Genomic DNA, 17,155 nt, shown 5'->3' with positions numbered 1-17,155 from the left:
CGGGTCGGTGCCGTGTACCACCATCGCGAGCAGGGTCGTTCCGAGGTGCCGGATCGTGTGCGCGCGAGTGGCGGCGCCGAGCACCACGAGGTGGGCGTTCGACGATCGCTCAACCAACACACCGGCCGGACTGCCGGTGGTGCGGTCACCCATAGGTTGAGACGAAATCTGACCTGGATCGACCATTGGACGAGGCCGAGATCCACCAGCGCATCGAATCACGCGGCGATGTTCACCTACTCACAGCGGTAGCCGCTGCACGGGCCTACAAATGCCGATGCTCCAGGTGCGAGGTCGCACCTGGAGCATCGAGCAGGTATATGCAAACACATAGTTGTGTTCAACACTGGTGTCCGGAGGGCGATTCGAACACTACGCACACCGCCTGACTCGGCGGACGTCGTTAGTGCTGGACTGACGGCACGTAGCCTTGAAGCCCTTTTAATCCAGCGGTCTTCTCCGCCAACCGCCTACCCCGAGGAGCGCGGTTGGCGGAGGACTCGAGCCTGCGATCGCCTTTGTGGCTCCGGCTGTCCGGCGAGCCGAGGATTCGTCGTGTGCGGGGTCGGGGTGACGCGTACGTGTTGTCTTCTGATTCTGTCAGCGGCGCCTTGGTCGCTCTTGATGCTCCAACAGGTGGGGGAATGACTTGCTGTTGGGTTCGATGGCCGGGTGTCGCCCTGGCCCGGCGCCAGTAGGCGCCGCTCGTGCACAGTGATAGGGCGGTCGGATCGAGAGTGACGAGCGGTATGCCTGCCGTTGGACTGCGTGGAGGTCGATTGAAAGTGAAGGTAAATTGGGCGATTGCTGCCAACCTGCAAGTGAATTGGTGATGAGCACCGACACACCCGACCACACGCGCCCCGGACGGGGTGCTCCCCGTGCGAGCGGGGATGTGGCGGCGACGGGGTAGTTCATTACTCGCCAGCTTCTTCTCATAGCTGCTTGTGGGAAAACATGTTTCAGTGCCTTGGTGTGGTTGACCGATGTAGCTGCCGGCGGAGTGGAAACTCGATCCGGGCGACCCGCGGCTGAACCAGCACGGCTCGGGTATCTCACTCGGCCACCCAGTCGGTGCCACAGGTGCTCGCATCATCACTACACCACCCTGGCCCGTGAGATGGTGCGCCGCGACGCTCGTTACGGCTTTGCCGGTAGTGGCGGGCGCGGCGAAGGCCCACCCGGTGGCGTGGGCGGGTGGGCCTTCGTGGTGCCGTCGCGGGGCTATTTGGCGGGGGCGTTGAAGGGCTGGTTGATGGTGGTGAAGTACTGGATGGCCGCCCCGATGGCCACCGGCGCGGTCACGAAGATCTGACCGGCCAGGGTACCGAGGGCACCGACGGCGAGAATGCCGCCGATGCAGCCGATGGCGGCGGCGGGCAGGAACGCCCCGAACAGGCCGATGATGGTGGCCGAGGCGACGGTCGCGCCGACGATGCCGCCCAGCACGCAACCGACCGCGCCGCCGGTGAGGCCACCGACGAGTGTGCCGACTGCGGCACCGGTGGAGATCGTGGAGGTCAGTCGCGACCATGCCGCGACCTCACGGTCGTATTCGTTCTTCCACGGCGCCTTGTCCTCGTAAGGCAGCGCGACCGGCTTGTAGACCGCCTTGGCCGGGTCGAGCTGCGGGGTCAGGGTCGCGGTGTTGCCGGAGATCTCGGCGACGATCGGCAGCTCGTACTCGTCGAGGCGGAACGTCAGGGGAGTGGCCGCGATCGTGGTGCCGTTGGGCGCCTTGACCTTGAAAGCTCCTTCCTCCACCACCAACGATCCAGCGTCGGTGGTGATCACCGCTGCGTGATCGTTCGCACCGGCGGTGAAGCCGACGGCGGCCTCGGGCGGTGCGGCGTTGGTCGCTCCCGCGCTGACACCGAGTGCGGTAGCCGCGAGCGCGACGGTGAGCGCGAATGTCGCTGTTCTCATCATTTTCCTCATTCTTTTCCGGATTCCGAAGTCGAGCGGAGGCGGATGCTTCGGCCGCTGACGCAAGGTAGGCCGCGCCCTGCGGCCGGGCCAAACAGTTCGTCCCGCGAACCGGACCACTTGACAGAAACAGTCGAACGGAGTTCTGTAGACCAGTCAGTACACGAAAAAAAGCATCGCGCGTGCGGACGCACGGTGTGTGAGCGCATGGAGGACACCACTATGGCCGCGCCGGTCGAGACCGATTTCAGCCCGTTGCTCGCACCGAAGTCGATCGCGGTGATCGGGGCCTCCGACAACCCGGCGAAACTGTCCGGTCGGCCGATCGCGTACATGAAGAGGTTCGGTTACAACGGACAGATCTATCCGGTGAACCCCACGCGCGAGGTCGTGCAGGGTCTGCCTGCCTACGCCGATATCCGTGACGTCGAAGGGGAGGTCGATGTCGCAGTCATCGTTTCCCCGGCAGGTCTGGTACTCGATGCCGTCCGCGCGTGTGTCGACAAGGGCGTCCGGTTCGCCCTCATCACCGCGTCGGGTTTCGCCGAGGCGAATGCCGACGGGGCGGCGCTCGAAGACGAACTGCGGCAACTGATCGCCGGCAGCGGCTTGCGCCTCATCGGGCCGAACTGTCTCGGCATGGTCGGAATCCGCGATGCGGCGGTGGCTACGTTCGCCTCGCTGTTCGAGGCCGATATCCCATTGCGCTCGGGCGCGGTCGCGTTCGTGAGCCAGTCCGGTGCGTTCGGTTCGTTCATGCTGGGTGACCTCCAGGCTTCGGCGGTCGGCATCTCGCACTACTTCAACACCGGTAACGAGCTCGACGTCACGGTCGGTGAAGTGCTCGCGGGCTTGGTCGCCGACGCCGACATCCGCACGCTGCTGGCTTATTTCGAAGGTGTGTCGCGCGGTGAGCACCTCCTCGATGTCGCGCGCGCCGCGCATCGTGGCAACAAGGCGATCGTGGCTGTCAAGAGCGGCCGGTCCGAGGCGGGCGCCCGTGCCGCCTCCTCCCACACCGCGTCCATGACCGGCGACGACAAGGTCTTCGATCAGCTGATGCGTGAAGTCGGGGTGATCCGGGTGCGCGGTCAGGAGCAGCTCCTCGACGCCGCACAGGTTTTCGACGCCGGGCGCACCCCACGAGGCCGTCGGCTGACCGTTCTGTCCATGTCCGGGGGTGGCGCTGTCATGGCCGCCGACACTGCGAGCGAAGTCGGTCTCGAAGTGGCACCGTGGGAGCCCGAATGGCAGGCGAAGCTGGCGGCGCGGATTCCGGCGTTCGCCTCGCCGCGCAACCCCGTGGATCTGACCGGCTCGATGATCACCGATCCGAGCTTGCTGCGGACCGCGCTCGCGACCGCGCTCGAACATCCCGGCACGGACATGATCGTCATCGTGCTCGGTAACGCGGACGGCTTCGCGGACCCGGTCATCGAGGCCGTTTCCGAGCTGTACGAGACGACGGATCGGCCCATCGTGTTCTCCTGGACCGGTGGCACCGGTGCACCGCGACGGCGCCTGCGGGAACTCGGGATCCCCTGCTTCACCGACCCGACGCGGGCAGTGGATGCGCTGGGTGCGCTCACCGATCACGCGCTGCGCCGAGATCTTCCGCGGCCGGAACGGCCGGCCGGGATCGACCGGCAAGCGGCCCGGTCGGTGATCGACGCGGTCCGCGCGGACGGGCGCCGCTCACTGGACGAAGCGGAGGCCACCGCGCTCGTGGCGGCTTACGGAATTCCGACGGCGATGTCGGCGATCGCCGGTTCCGCCGCCGAAGCCGCCACCGCGGCCGCCGCCTTGGGCGGGCCCGTGGTGGTCAAACTGCTGAGCAACAAGATCGCGCACAAGAGCGATGTGGGCGGTGTGCGCCTCGGGCTGTCGACGCCGGAGGAGATCACGAACGCCGCGGCCGAAGTGCTGGAAGTGGGCCGTCGGCACGGCGAAACGGATCCGCGAGTACTCGTGCAGCAGATGGCTTCCGGTGATGTCGAGCTGATCATCGGCGCTCAGGTCGACGAGGTCTTCGGTCCGATCGTCGTGGTCGGGCTCGGTGGCGTTTTCGTCGAGGTGCTGGCCGACACCCGGATCGCCTCGGCTCCGACCGATGTGGCGCATGTGGAGCATCTGCTCGGCACCCTGCAGGGCGCGGCGCTGCTGCGGGGCGTCCGTGGTCGTCCCGCCGTCGATATCGCGGCCGCCGCAGCGGCCGCAGAGCGGCTCTCCTGGTTGATCGCCGACCTGCGTGAGGAGATCCAGGAGATCGATATCAACCCGGTGCTGGTCCGGGAATCGGGCGCGACGGCCGTCGACGCCCTGATCGTCCTGCGCTGACCTGATCGGGCTGTGGTCACGGCTCGGCGCCCGCAAGCTTCACCTGCGGCGCCGCCGGCCTCCATGGCATGTGCGACGGCGAACATCGCAACGTGTTCAACACCGAATCGCCGCGAATGTAGCCGCCAGAGTATCCTTCACGACATGACCGACTCTGAAGTGGATCGAACGAGTGGCTGGGTCGGTGACGACGCGGCAACTCTGGACGAGCCGATCGAAAATCGCCGTGACAGGATTCTCGCGATTGCCGCAGAAGAGTTCGAGACCAATGGCTATGCGGGCGCTCGCATCGACGAGATCGCGCGTCGATCCAGTGTGAACAAACAACTCATCTATTACTATTTCGACAGCAAACGTACCCTGCATTCCAGGGTGATGGAGCACGTGACGGACAGTGCTCTCGACGAAGCTCACGACCAGCCGGACCAATCGTATGTCAAATCGGTAGTACACATGTGTGCGGCCAGCTTTTCCAGAATGTGGAACCGCCTGTACCGTTACTGGCTGTGGGAGGCCGTCGAAGGCTCGGGCCAGGAAGAAATCGCTCGCCATGCGGAGCGCCGGGAACACTACGCGAAAAAGCTGGAACAGATCCGCAGATCTCAGCTCAAAGGGGAGATCGACCCGAATCTCGATCCGCGGTTCTTGCACCTCGGGTTGGTGGCGCTCGTGAGCTTTCCACACATGACCCCGCAGATCGCGTCACTCGTGACCGGCATGGATCCCGACGATCCGGAATTCAAGGAAGGTCAGCAAGCGTTCGTCGAACATGTGATGCGTGCGCTTGCGCCCCCCAGCTCCTGATCTGGGCCACGCGGGCCGCATCGGCTCGTCTGGGCGACCGAACCGACGGGGGCGCTGCCAGAATTCTGGCAGCGCCCCCGTCGGTTGGAGCCGATTCCGGCTGTTTCGGGTCAGGCGTAGTAATCCACGGTGGGATCGACTTTGATCTCGAGAAGCAAAGGCAGGTTCTCCGGAGCCCACGTGGAGTCGTCGAGCTTGTCGATCTCGTCCAGCGACCGAACTGTCAGGCCATTTCCGCCAAGGGCAATCGCCAGGTCGGAGAATTCGGGCCAGGTCATCAAGGAATGCCGAGGGTCGGCGTCGTAGCTTTGCAGCTTCGCGTATTCGGCCCCATAGGACCCGTCGTTGATGACGACCGCGACAAGCGGCAAGCGGTATCGAACTGCGGTGTTGAATTCTGTCAAACTCATCATTCCGCCGCCGTCGCCGAGGAATACGAAGGTCACCATATCGGGCGCCGCGACAGCCACGCCCGTGGCGCACCCGATCCCCAGGCCGATGGACCCGAAATTGTGGGTGACCACATTGTGGCGGGGGTTCGATACGTCGACGTAGCGCCAGACCGAGCGCAAAAAGCGACCGGCGTCGGTGACTATCGCCCGGTTCGACGGCAAGCGATCACTGAAGCGGAGCATCGCCGACCGCATATCGACATCATCCGTTCCGGTGGTGTCGACGAACTCGTCGGAGGGCACGCGGTTCCGCAGCGTTTCGGCCAACCCGGCGCGGTGTGAAGAAAATTCGATTTCCGCCGAAACTAGAAATTCGGTCATGGTCGTGGCGACGACGGCAGCATCACCGCACAGGGTGACATCGGCGTTGTAGTACTTGCCGAATTGCGCTGCGGACCGATCGATGTGCACCACCGGTTTGCCGTTCAGGAGCGTTCCGGAATCCGTGGTGTAGTTGTTGAGACTGGCGCCGAAGGCGATCACGCAATCGGACTCGACGATGGCGGTGAGCGCGGCCGGGTGTGCCAGGTTCCCGCAGATGCCGAGGTCGAGTTCGTGGCCGGCGAAGAAGCCGCGCGCCACGACCGTCGTCGCCACCGCTGCGCCGATCAGATCCGCGAACGCCGTGATGGCGTCGTGGGCGTCCGCCTCGACCGCGCCACGCCCGGCGATGACCAGTGGGCGGTGAGCTGACGCGATCATGCCGAGTGCGGCGTCCAGCGAGTCCGGGTCGAGTTCTGCCGTCGACCTCGAGGAAGTCACCGGTGAGGCAGAGATCGGGTCCTCGATGTCCACTTCCAGGAAATCGACGGGGATATCCAACGCGACAGGTCTGCTCTCGGTGCGTGCCTGGGTCAGCGCGTGAGCCAGTTCGTCGAGGACGTCCTCGGCCCGTGCGGGCCTGCGGAAAGCGGCGCCGGTCGGCTCGATCAGCCGTTGTAGGTCGATGTTCTGGATGTGATGTGGATTGCCGCTCGGGGTGCTCGATGTCAGCAGTACCAGCGGCGTCGCGGCTCGAACCGCTTCGGTGAGCGCTGTCATGGTGTTGGTCGTCCCCGGCCCGTGCGTCACCGCGGCGACAGCAACCGAACCTGTCACCCGGGCGAAGCCGTCCGCCATGCCGACCGCACCGGCCTCGTGGGTGCTTGCGATGTAGCGACCACCCTGTTCGTCGATGTAGCTGGCGATGTAGGCCATATTGCCGTCACCCATGAGCCCGAACAGCGTTTCGACGCCGTGATCGAACAACCGCCGAGCCAATGCGTGGTAGGTCTTCACTCGACAGCTCCTATGTGTGAAAGATGATCGTCACCGCCCCCGTGGGGCCGACATTAACCGAATGGTTGATACATGGCAAGGCTAGCCGCGAAGGCGGATTGACCGGGGGCGAGAGGTCGCACGGTGCCCGAGGTCTTGACAAGAACCCTGCAGGTGAGGTTTTTTTAGACCGAACGTTTTACGAAACTAGGGAAGCGTCATCGCCCCACGATCTGCGGCGCTGGACCCGAGTCTTGAGAGGTAGAGGTCGCGATGGCATCAGCATCAGGTAAGGCCTGCGTCGTCGGGATCGGCTGGACCGAGCTGTCGCGCAACAGCGGTCGCAGCATCACCCGGCTCGCGCTCGAGGCGCTCATCGCGGCGGCCGACGACGCGGGGATCAACCCGTCGGCGATCGACGGATTCGTCCCGTTCCCCGATTCGGTGACCACCGAGGACGTGATCCCGGTTCTCGGCAGTGCGGACGTGCGCTTCACCGCCGTCTCGCATATGGGCGGTGCCAGCAGCCTGGCCGGTCTCCGCCTGGCGACACTCGCCGTCGAGAGCGGCCAAGCCGACTACGTCGCGGTCTTCGTAGCCCGCAACGGAGCCTCGGCGACCCGCATCGACCAGCGCGTCCGCCAGCTCACCGGCCAGGCCTACCGCCGCGAACTCGAGTATCCGCACGGGATGAATACCCCGGCGCAGTGGTACGCGCTCACCTGCCGCAGGCACATGCACGAATTCGGCACTACGCGAGAGGCACTCGGCACGGTGGCACTGACCATGCGCGCCAACGCCCAGCGCAACCCGGGCGCACAGATGTACGGCCGGGAGCTGACGATGGCGGACTACCTGAACGCTCCGGTGATCGCCGATCCGTATCTCAAGTTCGACTGCTGTCTCGAGTCCGACGGCGCCGCGGCGGTGATCATCGCCCGCGAGGACCGAGTGGCGCATACCCGCGCACCGGGCGTGCGGATCGAGGCGATCGGCGAAGGACACCCGGACTCCGCGGACGACCTCGCCGCACGCTGGGACACCTTCGGTACGGGCCTGACCAAGGCCGCGCCTAGGGTGTTCGCACAGGCAGGCATCACGCCGGGCGAGGTGGACCTCGCCTTCATCTACGACTGTTTCACCTTCGAGGTCGTTCAGCAGCTCGAGGAAGCCGGTTTCTGTGGTCGTGGCGAGGGCGGTGCGTTCGTGCTCGACGGCAATATCGCCGCGGACGGCAAGCTGCCGGTCAACCCGCACGGCGGCCTGCTGTCCGAAGGGCATCTGGCCGGGATGAATCACCTGGTGGAGTGCGTGCGCCAGCTGCGTCATCAGGCACCCGACGGCCGTCAGATCGCCGGCGCCGAGGTCGCGGCCCTGACAGGTTGGGGCGATATGGGTGACGGCGCGCTCGCGGTACTGGCGAAGATCTGAGGAGGAGTCGATGACACAGAGCGAAGATCTGCAGGGCTACCGGGACGGGCTCGCCGCCGGCGAGCTGCGTGGCCAATACTGCGCCCCCTGCGACCGGTATCAGTGGCCGCCGCGCCCGGCGTGTGTGGGGTGCCGTTCCTTCGAGGTCGACTGGGTACGCCTGCCGCCCACCGCCTCGCTGCACACCTGGACGGTCGTGGCCCGCACGAAACTCCCCGGTTTCGAGGACAAAGTGCCCTACGCGGTGGGCGTTCTGGAGTACGGCGATCTTCGGATCCGCCTGGTCGGTCACCTCGCCACGGTGCCGGATGCACTGCGAGTCGGCGACCGATTCGACTGGGCCGTCGAACCTTCCGCCGACGGCAGCCTCCAGCCCGTATGGCGTCCGGCCGTGGCAGCGGAGGTGGCGTGATGACATCGCTGCTGACGGCAGAGGCTCGCGCCTGGCTGGGGCGCGAACAGGTGTTCGCGCCCTACCAGGTGACGCGGATGCAGATCGCCCAATACGCCCACACGGTGGGAATCACCGACCCGGTGCACTTCGATGCGGCGGCCGCGCGGCAGGCCGGGCACGCCGATGTGGTCGCCCCCCTCGGGTTCCACCTCGTCATCCGGCACTCCGTGCCGAACCTGATCCCGCTCTCGGAGTTGGCCGAGGACGGCGGAAGTGACGATATGACCCCGCCCGTGGCCGCGAAGCGCCGGATGGCGGGCGAGTCATCGACCACTTTCCACACGCCGATCCTCGCAGGCGACGAGATCGAGCTCACCAAACGGATCGGCTCGATGGATGAGAAGAGCGGACGCTCCGGGCCGCTGGTCTTCGTGGGCTACGACCTCGAATACCGCAACGTGCGGACGGGCGAACTGGTGATCGGCGAACGCTACGTGAGGATCCTGCGATGACTGATGTGACCATCTCGGCGGGTGATGCGCTGCCGTCCTTCGAGGTCACCCCGGACGCGGTCCAGCTGTTCTGCTACTCGGCGATCACCTGGAATCCGCATCGCATCCACTACGACGCACCGTACGCCCGCGACGTCGAGGGCTATTCCGACGTGCTCGTGCACGGGCCCCTGATGGGCAGCTGGTTGATGCGATTGTGCGCGGACTGGGTGGCACCGTGGGGCCGGGTCGCCACGATCACCTACCGCACGACGGCGTCGGTCGTGCCGGGCACCACGCTCGTTGTCGGGGGGACCGTGGTCACCGGTGGGGACGCGCCGGAGGCCGAGATCTGGGTCGAATTGCCCGACGGCACCAGGGCGACGCACGGTCACGTGACGGCGGTCGTCGAGCCGCGAGACGCCGCGGACATGTCGAAAAACTGAGAGACACAATAATTTTCGCTTCGTTCTCGAAGCGAACGGTTGGTGAGGAGCCAATGATGCGCACTGCTGTCACCGAGATGTTCGGCGTCGAACTACCGATCTTCGCCTTCAGTCACTGTCGCGATGTCGTCGCGGCGGTGACGAACGCGGGCGGGATCGGGGTGTTCGGCGGCACGCGCTTCTCCCCGGAGAAGCTGGAAGAGGAGCTGGCCTGGATCGATGAGCAGGTCGACGGCAAGCCCTACGGCGTCGACCTGCTGATGCCGTTCAAACAATCCGGACTGGAGCATTCTCCGGACGAGTTGCGGGCCCTGATCCCGGACACCCACGTGGAATTCGTCGACGACATGTTGCGGCGCTACGAGGTCCTCGGCGAGGATTCGGCCGGTTACGACGTGGCCGACTGGCGGGGCTCGGCGACCCGGCCCGAGAACGTCGAGGCGCTGATCGATGTCGCCTTGCAGCACCCGATCCGCCTGCTCGTCAGCGCCCTCGGCCCGCCCGCGCCGCAGGTGATGGCGCGCTGCAAGGAGCGGGGGATCGTCGTCGGCGCCCTCGCCGGGACCGTGCGGCACGCCAAGAAGAACATCGAGGCCGGGGCCGATTTCATCGTCGCCACCGGGTACGAAGCCGGCGGGCACACCGGTGAGGTCGGCACGATGGTGCTCACCGCGGAGGTCAGCCGCGCGGTCGCACCCGTGCCCGTACTCTCCGCGGGTGGAATCGCCACCGGCCGTCAGGTCGTGGCCGCGCTCGCCCTCGGCGCGGCAGGAGTATGGACAGGATCTGTGTGGCTGGGGACCGTCGAGAGCGAGGTGGACGAGACGGTGAAAGCCAAGATGGCGCAGGCGAGTTCGTCCGACACCCTGCGGTCGACGACTCGCACCGGAAAGCCGGCCCGCCAGCTGCGCAGCGCCTGGCACGACGAGTGGGAGGCGCACCCGGAGATCAAGCCCCTGGGGATGCCGCTGCAGCAGATGATCAGCGAGAACGCTTTCGACCAGATCTCCCGCGCCGCCGATGCCGGCAACGAGCGGGCGAAGCAGTTGGACTCCTACTACGTCGGCCAGGCCGTAGGTCTGATGCCGGGTACCCGTCGGGTGGCCGATGTCATCCACGAGATGCTCGCCGATATGGTCGAGGCCTACGACACGGTGGGCGAGATCGTCGGCAGCTGAGCTGTGGTCCTCGTGGAGGAACAGCGAGGGCGCCGCTGCGATGCTGAATCGCGGCGGCGCCCTTTCGCATACGGAACGCGTGGTCGATACTCGCTCAGGCGCTGACCCCGAGCTTGCCGGTAACGGCGAGATCGCGCGTGATGGCCGTCGCGGTGCGACGCACAGCCTCACCGACCGCCGCCAGATTGCACTGTGTCGGGAGGCCGGATACGGAGACCGCGGCGATCGCCCGCCCCCTTTCGAAGATCGGGGCGGCCGTGCAGACCAGCCCGATCTGGGTTTCCTCGTGGTCGTAGGCGATGTGCTGGGCGCGGACCTTGCGGAGCTCGGCGAGCAGCTGACCCTGTGTCGTGCGGGAATACCGGGTTCGCCGGACCAGCCCGGTGTCGAAGAACCGGCCGAGGGTCTCGCGGTCGGCGAAAGCGAGCATGGCTTTGCCCAGCGACGAGCAGTTCGCCGGCGTCCGGCCTCCGACGATGGTCGGCACGCGTACCGAGCCGAGACCGAAGAGTTTTTCCAGGCAGACGACCTCGGCGCCGTCGAGGACACCGAGGTGGACGACCTGACCCTGTTCGGCGAACAGTCGTGCGAGGTGCGGGGTGGCCACCTCGCGCAGGCCGCTGGGCCGGCACATCAAGACGCTGTTGCCCAGTTCGAACAGCAGACGGCCCAGGACATAGCCCCGGCCCTGTCGCTCGACGTAGCCGGAGCGCTCGAGGTACGCGATGAGGCGGTGGGTCGTCGACTTGGGAATGCCGGAGCGCCGGGCGATGGCGCTGACACCGAGGGGTACGTCGGCGCCGCGGAAGGAATCGAGCAGGTGCAGCGCCTTGGTCACCGACGGGGTGTTCGTCTCCCGCGCGTCGCCCGCGCGCCTGCTGTCCTCGCCTGCCGCGGCGCCGCGGGCGTGATCGAGGGAGGTAGCAGTCATGGTCTCTCCTGATGCTGGGCGCACGGCTATTCGCGGACGCCCTAGTAAGTGGTACAGATCACTGTACCAAACGTTCGGTTGAATTCTGGCGAATTCGGCGGGTGCCGCCGCGGGGGTGGGTGAAAGCGGCCACCGTTCCTGGCTGCGGTGGGGTGGTGAATCTGCGGCGGGGGCGCCGCTTGACGGATCTTCAACTAAATGGTTAGTTGATAGTGTGATCCGCGGAACAGTCCACTCGATCGATCGGCGGCATCACACGAACGCATGCCGGACGAAGTGAGGACACAGCATGGATGACTTGCAGGGAGGGCGTAACGAGCTCGGCCGGAGGTGGCGCCGGTGAGCGCGCTCGACGCGGCCGCCACGGCAGGCCGCCCGGAGACTCGCAGCTTCGAAGACTTCCGGGTCGGCGAGGTGTCGACCATCGAATTGTCGCCGGAAGGCGGCCTGACGCGGACCCGACTGCTTTCGGTGCTCGGCCAGGCGGCTCCGTTCCGCGATGCGCTGATGACGCAGGTGCGGTGGGAGCTGGGGGCGCGGCCGGATGCGGCCGGTACCCGCATCGAGGGAATCGTCACGCGGTGGAAGCCGGAACGCAAACGTGGGCGCGGCACCCTCCACCAGGACGTGCGGTTGCTCGATGCCGACGGTGCAGTGGTCGAGCGGGCCCACATCGGCTGGGATGTTCCCGCTGCGACCCAGGTCGAGGACGACCTCTCGCCGTCGCGAATCGCCTGGGACGTCGGCACGGTGGCATGGGGTGAACACCTCGCCGCCCGGCTCGCGAACAACGCGGACTTCGTCTCGGCCGTACAGACCTTCGACGGATCCATCGCGATCCGGGCGGGCGAGGCGCAGGTGGAGTTTCGCATCTACCGAGGCGCAGTGCTCGAGGTGGCAAGGAAGACCCTCGACGGCCCGACCTTCACGATCGGCGGCGGCGAACGCGCGTGGGTGGAACTGCTCGCGGCCGCCGACAACGATTTCGTCAGCCGGACCCGGCGCGGCGAGTTCCGTTCCGTCGGCAACAACTTCCAATACTTGCGGCTCTTCCGGGCCGTGATGCTCATGATCGACGAAGCTCAGCTCGCAGCGGTGAAGGAGATGCCCGGTGCATAACGCGGATTACCTCGAAATCGACGGGCGACTGGGGTATGTGGAGATCGCCGGCGACGGCGACGACACACTTCTTTGCGTCCACACCGCCGGCCAGAGCGGGGTCCAGTACCGGAAGGACATCGAGGGCCTCGCCGCGCTCGGATTCCGGGTGGTCGTCGTGGATCTGCCGGGACACGGCCGCTCCGAGCCGGCGGTCGACGGACCGATCACCTCCATTCCTTACTACGGGGAGTGGTGCCTGAAGGTCCTCGACCGCCTTGCGGTCGGCGACCGGTACGTCCTCGGTTGCTCGATCGGTGGTCGGATCGCCCTGGAAATGGCATCGCGGGCCTCGGACTCCCTGGCAGGCGTCGTAGCCATGGAATGCCCCGTCCCGCGCGGGGGCGGACCCTGGTACCGCCCGCCGGAGGACTCGGGTACGCCCAGCGTGCGCGACCAGACCTACTACTCCAACCGCGCGCTCATCGGCAGCGCGGTGCCCGCCGAGACGGCCGAGATGATCGCGACGATGCACTGCCGTGAAGACTGGCACGTCACCCGCTCCGATCTGGTCGGCTGGGGCAAGCACGACCTGTGGGAACGCCTGCCCGACATCAGTTGCCCGACGTATGTGATCGCCGGTGGCGATTCGTTCGGCGAGAGCATGCGCTCGACCGCGGACCGGATCCCGGGGGCGCTTTTCCACAGCATCGAGGGAATCGCGCACTACCCGAATCAGGAGATGCCCGATTTCGTCGACGCGTTCAAGGGCTGGCTCGAGGAGTTGCGCGCGACAGCCGCTTCCGGCAAGGGAGGTCGGTGATGTCCCAGGACAACGCCAGCATGGCGGGCTTGCGTGTGGTGGCGGTAGAGCACTTCATCGCCAGCCCGTACTGCACGCAGCTGCTGGCCGATCAAGGCGCCGAGGTCATCAAGGTGGAAAGCCCCGATGCGGTGCACAGCGGCTATTTCCCCACGCTCAACCGGAACAAGCGCAGCATCGCCCTGGATCTGAAATCCGCAGAAGGCCTCGAGGCACTCTCGGCGTTGATCCGGACCGCCGACGTGTTCGTCACCAATCTCGCGCCCGGTGCGCCGGCCCGGATGGGATTCGACTACGAGCGGCTCGCGGCGATCAACCCGCGCCTGATCTATGTCCAGATCACCGGGTTCGGGCTGAACAGCCCCTATCGGAACATCCCCGCCTTCGACGGGGTGATCCAGGCGATGTCCGGGATGATGGACCTGACGGGCGAACCCGACGGTCCACCGATGCTGTCGGGCCTGTTCGTTCCCGATCATCTGACCGGGCTATGGGCCGCCCTCGCGGTGAGCAACGCGGTGCTGCGCCGCAACCGGACGGAGCAGGGCGCGTTCATCGACCTCAGCATGCTCGACTGCGTCATGTCGTTCCTCAGTTCGGCGTTCAGCGAGGTTTTGCTGGAGGGCAGCACACTGACCCGGATCGGCAGCAAGGTCCGCGGGTCGTATGCCAGCACCTACCGAGCCAGTGACGGGTACGTCTATCTGGCGCCGCTCACCGCCCGGATGTGGCGGGGCGTGGCGGAGGTCGTCGCGCGGCCGGAACTGCTGTCGTTCATGGGCGATGGGCCCGACAGTGACATCCGGCTGGCACACCGGGACAAGCTGGACGCCGTGATCGAAGGATGGACCTCCCAGCATCCGGTCGCCGAGGTCGTGGCGCGCATGCGCGCCGTCGGTGTCGCCAGCAGCGCCGTGCACACCATGGCCGAAGTGGTCGTCGATCCGCATCTGGAGGCGCGGAATATGCTGCGCGCCATCCCAGACGGGTCGGGAGACCGGTACTACGTTCCCGGTTCGCCCATTCCGGCGGTGGACGACAGCTTCTCGGTAGCGCCGCCGAAGGTGGGTGAGCACACCGACGAAATTCTGGCGGAGCTCGGGCTGACCCCCGCCGGTGTGGCGGACACGGCAGGTCGGCGCGATGGCTGAGGACCGGGTGTCGATCACCCGGACCGGCGCCGTCGGGGTGATCAGGATCGAGCGGCAGGCACAGCGCAATGCCGTCGATGCCGAGATGGCCGCCGCGATCACCGCGGGAATCCGCGACTTCGATGCCGACGGTTCCTGTCGTGGCATCGTCGTGTCGGGTGCGGGCGGCAACTTCTGCGCAGGCGCGGACACCGGCAAGCCGGGACCCCGGGGGCCGGAGTGGTCCTACACCCAGACCCCGTCCGCGGTCATGTTGCGGACGCTCGAGGCCTGCGGCACGCTCGTCGCGGCGGCGATCGAGGGATGGGCCGTCGGCCTGGGCGCGGGCCTGGCAGGCGCGGCGACCTTCGCGGTCGGTGCGACCGGATCGCGGTACCGGCTGCCGGAAGCCCGGCTGGGCTTCTTCCCGTTCGGTGTCGCGCCGTACCTGGTGGACCGGATGCGCCCGTCGGCCGTGGTCGATCTGGCGCTGTCGGGCCGCACGATGTCGCTGGACGACGCGGTGGCGGCCGGTCTGGTGACGCACACCGCGCCGGCAGGTGCCGCCGAGGCCACCGCGGTGGAGCTCCTGCAGGGCTTGGCCGATATCCCGGCTCCGGTGCTCGACGACGCGCGCACCTTCCTGCGCAGATGTTCGCGGGTGCGCGGCGGCGGCGACCTCATCGACTGGTCCGACCGGCAGATGACGCGAGTGCTGCTGACCGCGGACGCCGCTTCCCCCGAATCGGCACCGGACAGCGCCGCGATGGCACAGGAAAGGACGGTCCGTCGATGAGTATTCGCGGACAGGCATTCATCGCCGGTGCCTATGAGCACCCCAGGCGCAAGATCCCCGACCGGTCGGCGGCGCAGATCCACGCCGAGGTGGCGGTCGGAGCGCTCGCCGACGCCGGACTGTCACTCAGCGATGTCGACGGATATTTCACCGTCGATCCGACCGGCCTCGGCGCCATCAGCCTCGCCGAGTATCTCGGCCTGAAGGTTTCCCATATCGACTCCACCTTGACGGGCGGGTCTTCCTATCTCGTGCACGTGGGTCATGCCGCCGCCGCGATCGCGGCGGGCAAATGCTCGATCGCCCTCATCACGCTGGGCGGTCACGCGGTACCCGCTCCGGGAACCCGCCCGGCGCCCGGAGCGGGGACTCCGCACGGCCCCTTCGAAGAGGTGTACGGCGTCAATACGGTCAACAACTACGCGTTGGCCGCCCGCAGGCACATGTACGAGTTCGGGACGACGAGCGCGCAGCTGGCCGAGATCAAGGTCGCGGCCGCCTACCACGCGCAGTTCAATCCGGACGCGCTGCTGCGCAAGACGGTCACCGTCGAGGAAGTCCTCGACTCCCCGATGGTGGCCGACCCGCTGCACCGGCTGGACTGCTGTGTGATGACCGACGGTGGCGGCGCCCTCGTGGTGGTGAGTCCGGCCGTGGCCAAGTCCCTGGAGCGAACCTGTGTGCAGGTTCTCGGCCAGGGGGAGGCGCCCAAGCACACCATGAACGGACGGTTGGACGTCACCTATACCGGGGCCGTGTGGTCCGGGCCGAAGGCGTTCGAGGAAGCCGGCGTGACCCCCGCCGACATCGACTACGCGTCGATCTACGACTCCTTCACGATCACGGTGCTGGAAACTCTCGAGGACCTCGGGTTCTGTGAGAAGGGCAGGGGCGGCGAATTCGTGATGGACGGTGGTTTGCTCGCACCGTACGGGCGGCTGCCGTTCAACACCGACGGCGGTGGGCTGAGCAACAACCACCCGGTCAATCAGGGCGGGATGACAAAGGTCATCGAAGCGGTCCGCCAGCTTCGCGGCGAGGCCCGCCCGGAGGTCCAGGTTCCCGACTGCGCCTTGGCCCTCGCCCACGGCTCGGGCGGTCGGATCTCCTCCCGGATGGGCAGTTCCACGCTGATTCTCGGACGGGAGGACGCATGAGAGGTCCATCGGCTATGCGCACTACAGACGGCTACCCGGCCCTGCCTGCTCCGGCGCCCGCCGTCGCACCCGAGACCGAACCGTTCTGGGCGGCGACCGCGCGGGGGACACTCCTGCTCCCGAAGTGCGGCGCGTGCGCGGCGATCATCTGGTACCCGAAAGGTCTGTGCACCGAGTGCGGATCGCTGGACATCGGGTGGATCGAGGCGAGCGGTGAGGGTGTGATCTATACCTTCACGATCACCCGGCGCGGTATGGGTGCCTACCGCGAGGCCGGTCCGTACGTCTTGGCCTATGTCGAATTGGACGAAGGCCCCCGCGTGATGACCAATATCGTCGGCTGCGATCCCGAATCTCTCCGGATGGGCCAGCGAGTACGCGCGGTGTTCGACGACACCGGGCAGGGGAGCGCACTCGTCCGGTTCGTCCCGCTCGAGTGATGCAGGGCTGAGCTACCGGGCCGCCCGATCGGCCGAGGTGCGGACCGGACTCCCGCATTGACTT

At 66.7% G+C, this 17,155-nt stretch carries 16 protein-coding genes and 1 pseudogene; 14 read left to right on the top strand and 3 right to left on the bottom strand.

What is annotated here, in order from left to right; translation table 11 throughout:
* Positions 1 to 998: 998 nt before the first annotated feature.
* Positions 999 to 1,103, top strand: a pseudogene (locus AB0I35_RS23965) (hypothetical protein); the annotation flags it as partial.
* A gap of 121 nt (positions 1,104 to 1,224) precedes the next feature.
* On the opposite strand, the gene AB0I35_RS23960 reads toward AB0I35_RS23965, so the two are convergent.
* Entirely contained in the window at positions 1,225 to 1,926 is a 702-nt protein-coding gene (locus AB0I35_RS23960) for a hypothetical protein (protein ID WP_357398457.1), read from the bottom strand.
* A 207-nt stretch (positions 1,927 to 2,133) separates the two neighbouring features.
* On the opposite strand from AB0I35_RS23960, the gene AB0I35_RS23955 reads away from it, so the two are divergent.
* Together AB0I35_RS23955 and AB0I35_RS23950 are read left to right on the top strand one after the other, a co-directional pair.
* On the top strand, positions 2,134 to 4,263 hold the full coding sequence (locus AB0I35_RS23955) for an acetate--CoA ligase family protein (RefSeq protein ID WP_357398456.1): 2,130 nt from the start codon (positions 2,134 to 2,136) through the stop codon (positions 4,261 to 4,263).
* A 144-nt stretch (positions 4,264 to 4,407) separates the two neighbouring features.
* The gene (locus tag AB0I35_RS23950) at positions 4,408 to 5,067 is read left to right on the top strand and encodes a TetR/AcrR family transcriptional regulator (protein ID WP_357398455.1); all 660 of its coding nucleotides are present in this window, start codon (positions 4,408 to 4,410) and stop codon (positions 5,065 to 5,067) included.
* 110 nt (positions 5,068 to 5,177) lie between these two features.
* Here AB0I35_RS23950 and AB0I35_RS23945 read toward each other — a convergent pair whose 3' ends face one another.
* The gene (locus AB0I35_RS23945; protein ID WP_357398453.1) at positions 5,178 to 6,797 is read right to left on the bottom strand and encodes a thiamine pyrophosphate-binding protein; all 1,620 of its coding nucleotides are present in this window, start codon (positions 6,795 to 6,797) and stop codon (positions 5,178 to 5,180) included.
* A gap of 252 nt (positions 6,798 to 7,049) precedes the next feature.
* On the opposite strand from AB0I35_RS23945, the gene AB0I35_RS23940 reads away from it, so the two are divergent.
* The 5 genes from AB0I35_RS23940 to AB0I35_RS23920 are packed head-to-tail and all read left to right on the top strand — an operon-like array spanning position 7,050 to position 10,716.
* Positions 7,050 to 8,207 carry a transporter gene (locus AB0I35_RS23940; RefSeq protein ID WP_357398451.1) on the top strand — a complete coding sequence of 386 codons (1,158 nt, stop codon included), beginning with the start codon at positions 7,050 to 7,052 and terminating at the stop codon, positions 8,205 to 8,207.
* Between the two features lie 10 nt (positions 8,208 to 8,217).
* Complete coding sequence (locus AB0I35_RS23935) at positions 8,218 to 8,619, top strand: OB-fold domain-containing protein (RefSeq protein ID WP_357398449.1); 402 nt, start codon at positions 8,218 to 8,220, stop codon at positions 8,617 to 8,619.
* Positions 8,619 to 9,113: a MaoC family dehydratase N-terminal domain-containing protein gene (locus AB0I35_RS23930; protein WP_357398448.1), complete on the top strand. Its 495-nt coding sequence runs from the start codon at positions 8,619 to 8,621 to the stop codon at positions 9,111 to 9,113. Before AB0I35_RS23935 ends, AB0I35_RS23930 begins: the two co-directional genes overlap by 1 nt.
* Positions 9,110 to 9,538, top strand: a complete 429-nt coding sequence (locus AB0I35_RS23925; RefSeq protein WP_357398446.1) for a hypothetical protein — start codon at positions 9,110 to 9,112, stop codon at positions 9,536 to 9,538. The genes AB0I35_RS23930 and AB0I35_RS23925 overlap by 4 nt, the downstream gene beginning before the upstream one ends.
* A 56-nt stretch (positions 9,539 to 9,594) precedes the next feature.
* Entirely contained in the window at positions 9,595 to 10,716 is a 1,122-nt protein-coding gene (locus AB0I35_RS23920) for a nitronate monooxygenase (protein WP_357398445.1), read from the top strand.
* 94 nt (positions 10,717 to 10,810) lie between these two features.
* On the opposite strand, the gene AB0I35_RS23915 is transcribed toward AB0I35_RS23920, so the two are convergent.
* Positions 10,811 to 11,647, bottom strand: coding sequence for an IclR family transcriptional regulator (locus AB0I35_RS23915; protein ID WP_357398444.1), 837 nt, complete (start codon positions 11,645 to 11,647; stop codon positions 10,811 to 10,813).
* A gap of 339 nt (positions 11,648 to 11,986) precedes the next feature.
* Between AB0I35_RS23915 and AB0I35_RS23910 the strand changes: the two genes are divergently transcribed.
* The 6 genes from AB0I35_RS23910 to AB0I35_RS23885 are packed head-to-tail and all read left to right on the top strand — an operon-like array spanning position 11,987 to position 17,091.
* Entirely contained in the window at positions 11,987 to 12,766 is a 780-nt protein-coding gene (locus AB0I35_RS23910; protein ID WP_357398442.1) for a hypothetical protein, read from the top strand.
* Positions 12,759 to 13,568 carry an alpha/beta hydrolase gene (locus tag AB0I35_RS23905; RefSeq protein WP_357398441.1) on the top strand — a complete coding sequence of 270 codons (810 nt, stop codon included), beginning with the start codon at positions 12,759 to 12,761 and terminating at the stop codon, positions 13,566 to 13,568. Before AB0I35_RS23910 ends, AB0I35_RS23905 begins: the two co-directional genes overlap by 8 nt.
* Positions 13,568 to 14,719, top strand: a complete 1,152-nt coding sequence (locus AB0I35_RS23900) for a CoA transferase (RefSeq protein WP_357398440.1) — start codon at positions 13,568 to 13,570, stop codon at positions 14,717 to 14,719. Before AB0I35_RS23905 ends, AB0I35_RS23900 begins: the two co-directional genes overlap by 1 nt.
* On the top strand, positions 14,712 to 15,494 hold the full coding sequence (locus tag AB0I35_RS23895) for an enoyl-CoA hydratase/isomerase family protein (protein WP_357398439.1): 783 nt from the start codon (positions 14,712 to 14,714) through the stop codon (positions 15,492 to 15,494). The genes AB0I35_RS23900 and AB0I35_RS23895 overlap by 8 nt, the downstream gene beginning before the upstream one ends.
* Positions 15,491 to 16,651, top strand: coding sequence for a thiolase domain-containing protein (locus AB0I35_RS23890; RefSeq protein ID WP_357398437.1), 1,161 nt, complete (start codon positions 15,491 to 15,493; stop codon positions 16,649 to 16,651). The genes AB0I35_RS23895 and AB0I35_RS23890 overlap by 4 nt, the downstream gene beginning before the upstream one ends.
* A 14-nt stretch (positions 16,652 to 16,665) precedes the next feature.
* Positions 16,666 to 17,091, top strand: a complete 426-nt coding sequence (locus tag AB0I35_RS23885; RefSeq protein ID WP_357398435.1) for an OB-fold domain-containing protein — start codon at positions 16,666 to 16,668, stop codon at positions 17,089 to 17,091.
* Positions 17,092 to 17,155 lie beyond the last annotated feature (64 nt).

This window comes from Nocardia sp. NPDC050378, from assembly GCF_040655675.1.
GTDB classification, from domain to species: domain Bacteria; phylum Actinomycetota; class Actinomycetes; order Mycobacteriales; family Mycobacteriaceae; genus Nocardia; species Nocardia coubleae.
The sequence above is the reverse complement of the archived record's forward strand: the minus strand, read 5'-3'. Positions and strand labels throughout refer to the sequence as shown.

Bases quoted from the DNA above. Each gene is read 5' to 3' on its own strand.
- AB0I35_RS23960 (WP_357398457.1), bottom strand. From the start codon at position 1,926: ATGAGAACAGCGACATTCGCGCTCACCGTCGCGCTCGCGGCTACCGCA.
- AB0I35_RS23955 (WP_357398456.1), top strand. From the start codon at position 2,134: ATGGAGGACACCACTATGGCCGCGCCGGTCGAGACCGATTTCAGCCCG.
- AB0I35_RS23950 (WP_357398455.1), top strand. From the start codon at position 4,408: ATGACCGACTCTGAAGTGGATCGAACGAGTGGCTGGGTCGGTGACGAC.
- AB0I35_RS23940 (WP_357398451.1), top strand. From the start codon at position 7,050: ATGGCATCAGCATCAGGTAAGGCCTGCGTCGTCGGGATCGGCTGGACC.
- AB0I35_RS23935 (WP_357398449.1), top strand. From the start codon at position 8,218: ATGACACAGAGCGAAGATCTGCAGGGCTACCGGGACGGGCTCGCCGCC.
- AB0I35_RS23930 (WP_357398448.1), top strand. From the start codon at position 8,619: ATGACATCGCTGCTGACGGCAGAGGCTCGCGCCTGGCTGGGGCGCGAA.
- AB0I35_RS23925 (WP_357398446.1), top strand. From the start codon at position 9,110: ATGACTGATGTGACCATCTCGGCGGGTGATGCGCTGCCGTCCTTCGAG.
- AB0I35_RS23920 (WP_357398445.1), top strand. From the start codon at position 9,595: ATGCGCACTGCTGTCACCGAGATGTTCGGCGTCGAACTACCGATCTTC.
- AB0I35_RS23915 (WP_357398444.1), bottom strand. From the start codon at position 11,647: ATGACTGCTACCTCCCTCGATCACGCCCGCGGCGCCGCGGCAGGCGAG.
- AB0I35_RS23900 (WP_357398440.1), top strand. From the start codon at position 13,568: ATGTCCCAGGACAACGCCAGCATGGCGGGCTTGCGTGTGGTGGCGGTA.
- AB0I35_RS23895 (WP_357398439.1), top strand. From the start codon at position 14,712: ATGGCTGAGGACCGGGTGTCGATCACCCGGACCGGCGCCGTCGGGGTG.
- AB0I35_RS23890 (WP_357398437.1), top strand. From the start codon at position 15,491: ATGAGTATTCGCGGACAGGCATTCATCGCCGGTGCCTATGAGCACCCC.
- AB0I35_RS23885 (WP_357398435.1), top strand. From the start codon at position 16,666: ATGCGCACTACAGACGGCTACCCGGCCCTGCCTGCTCCGGCGCCCGCC.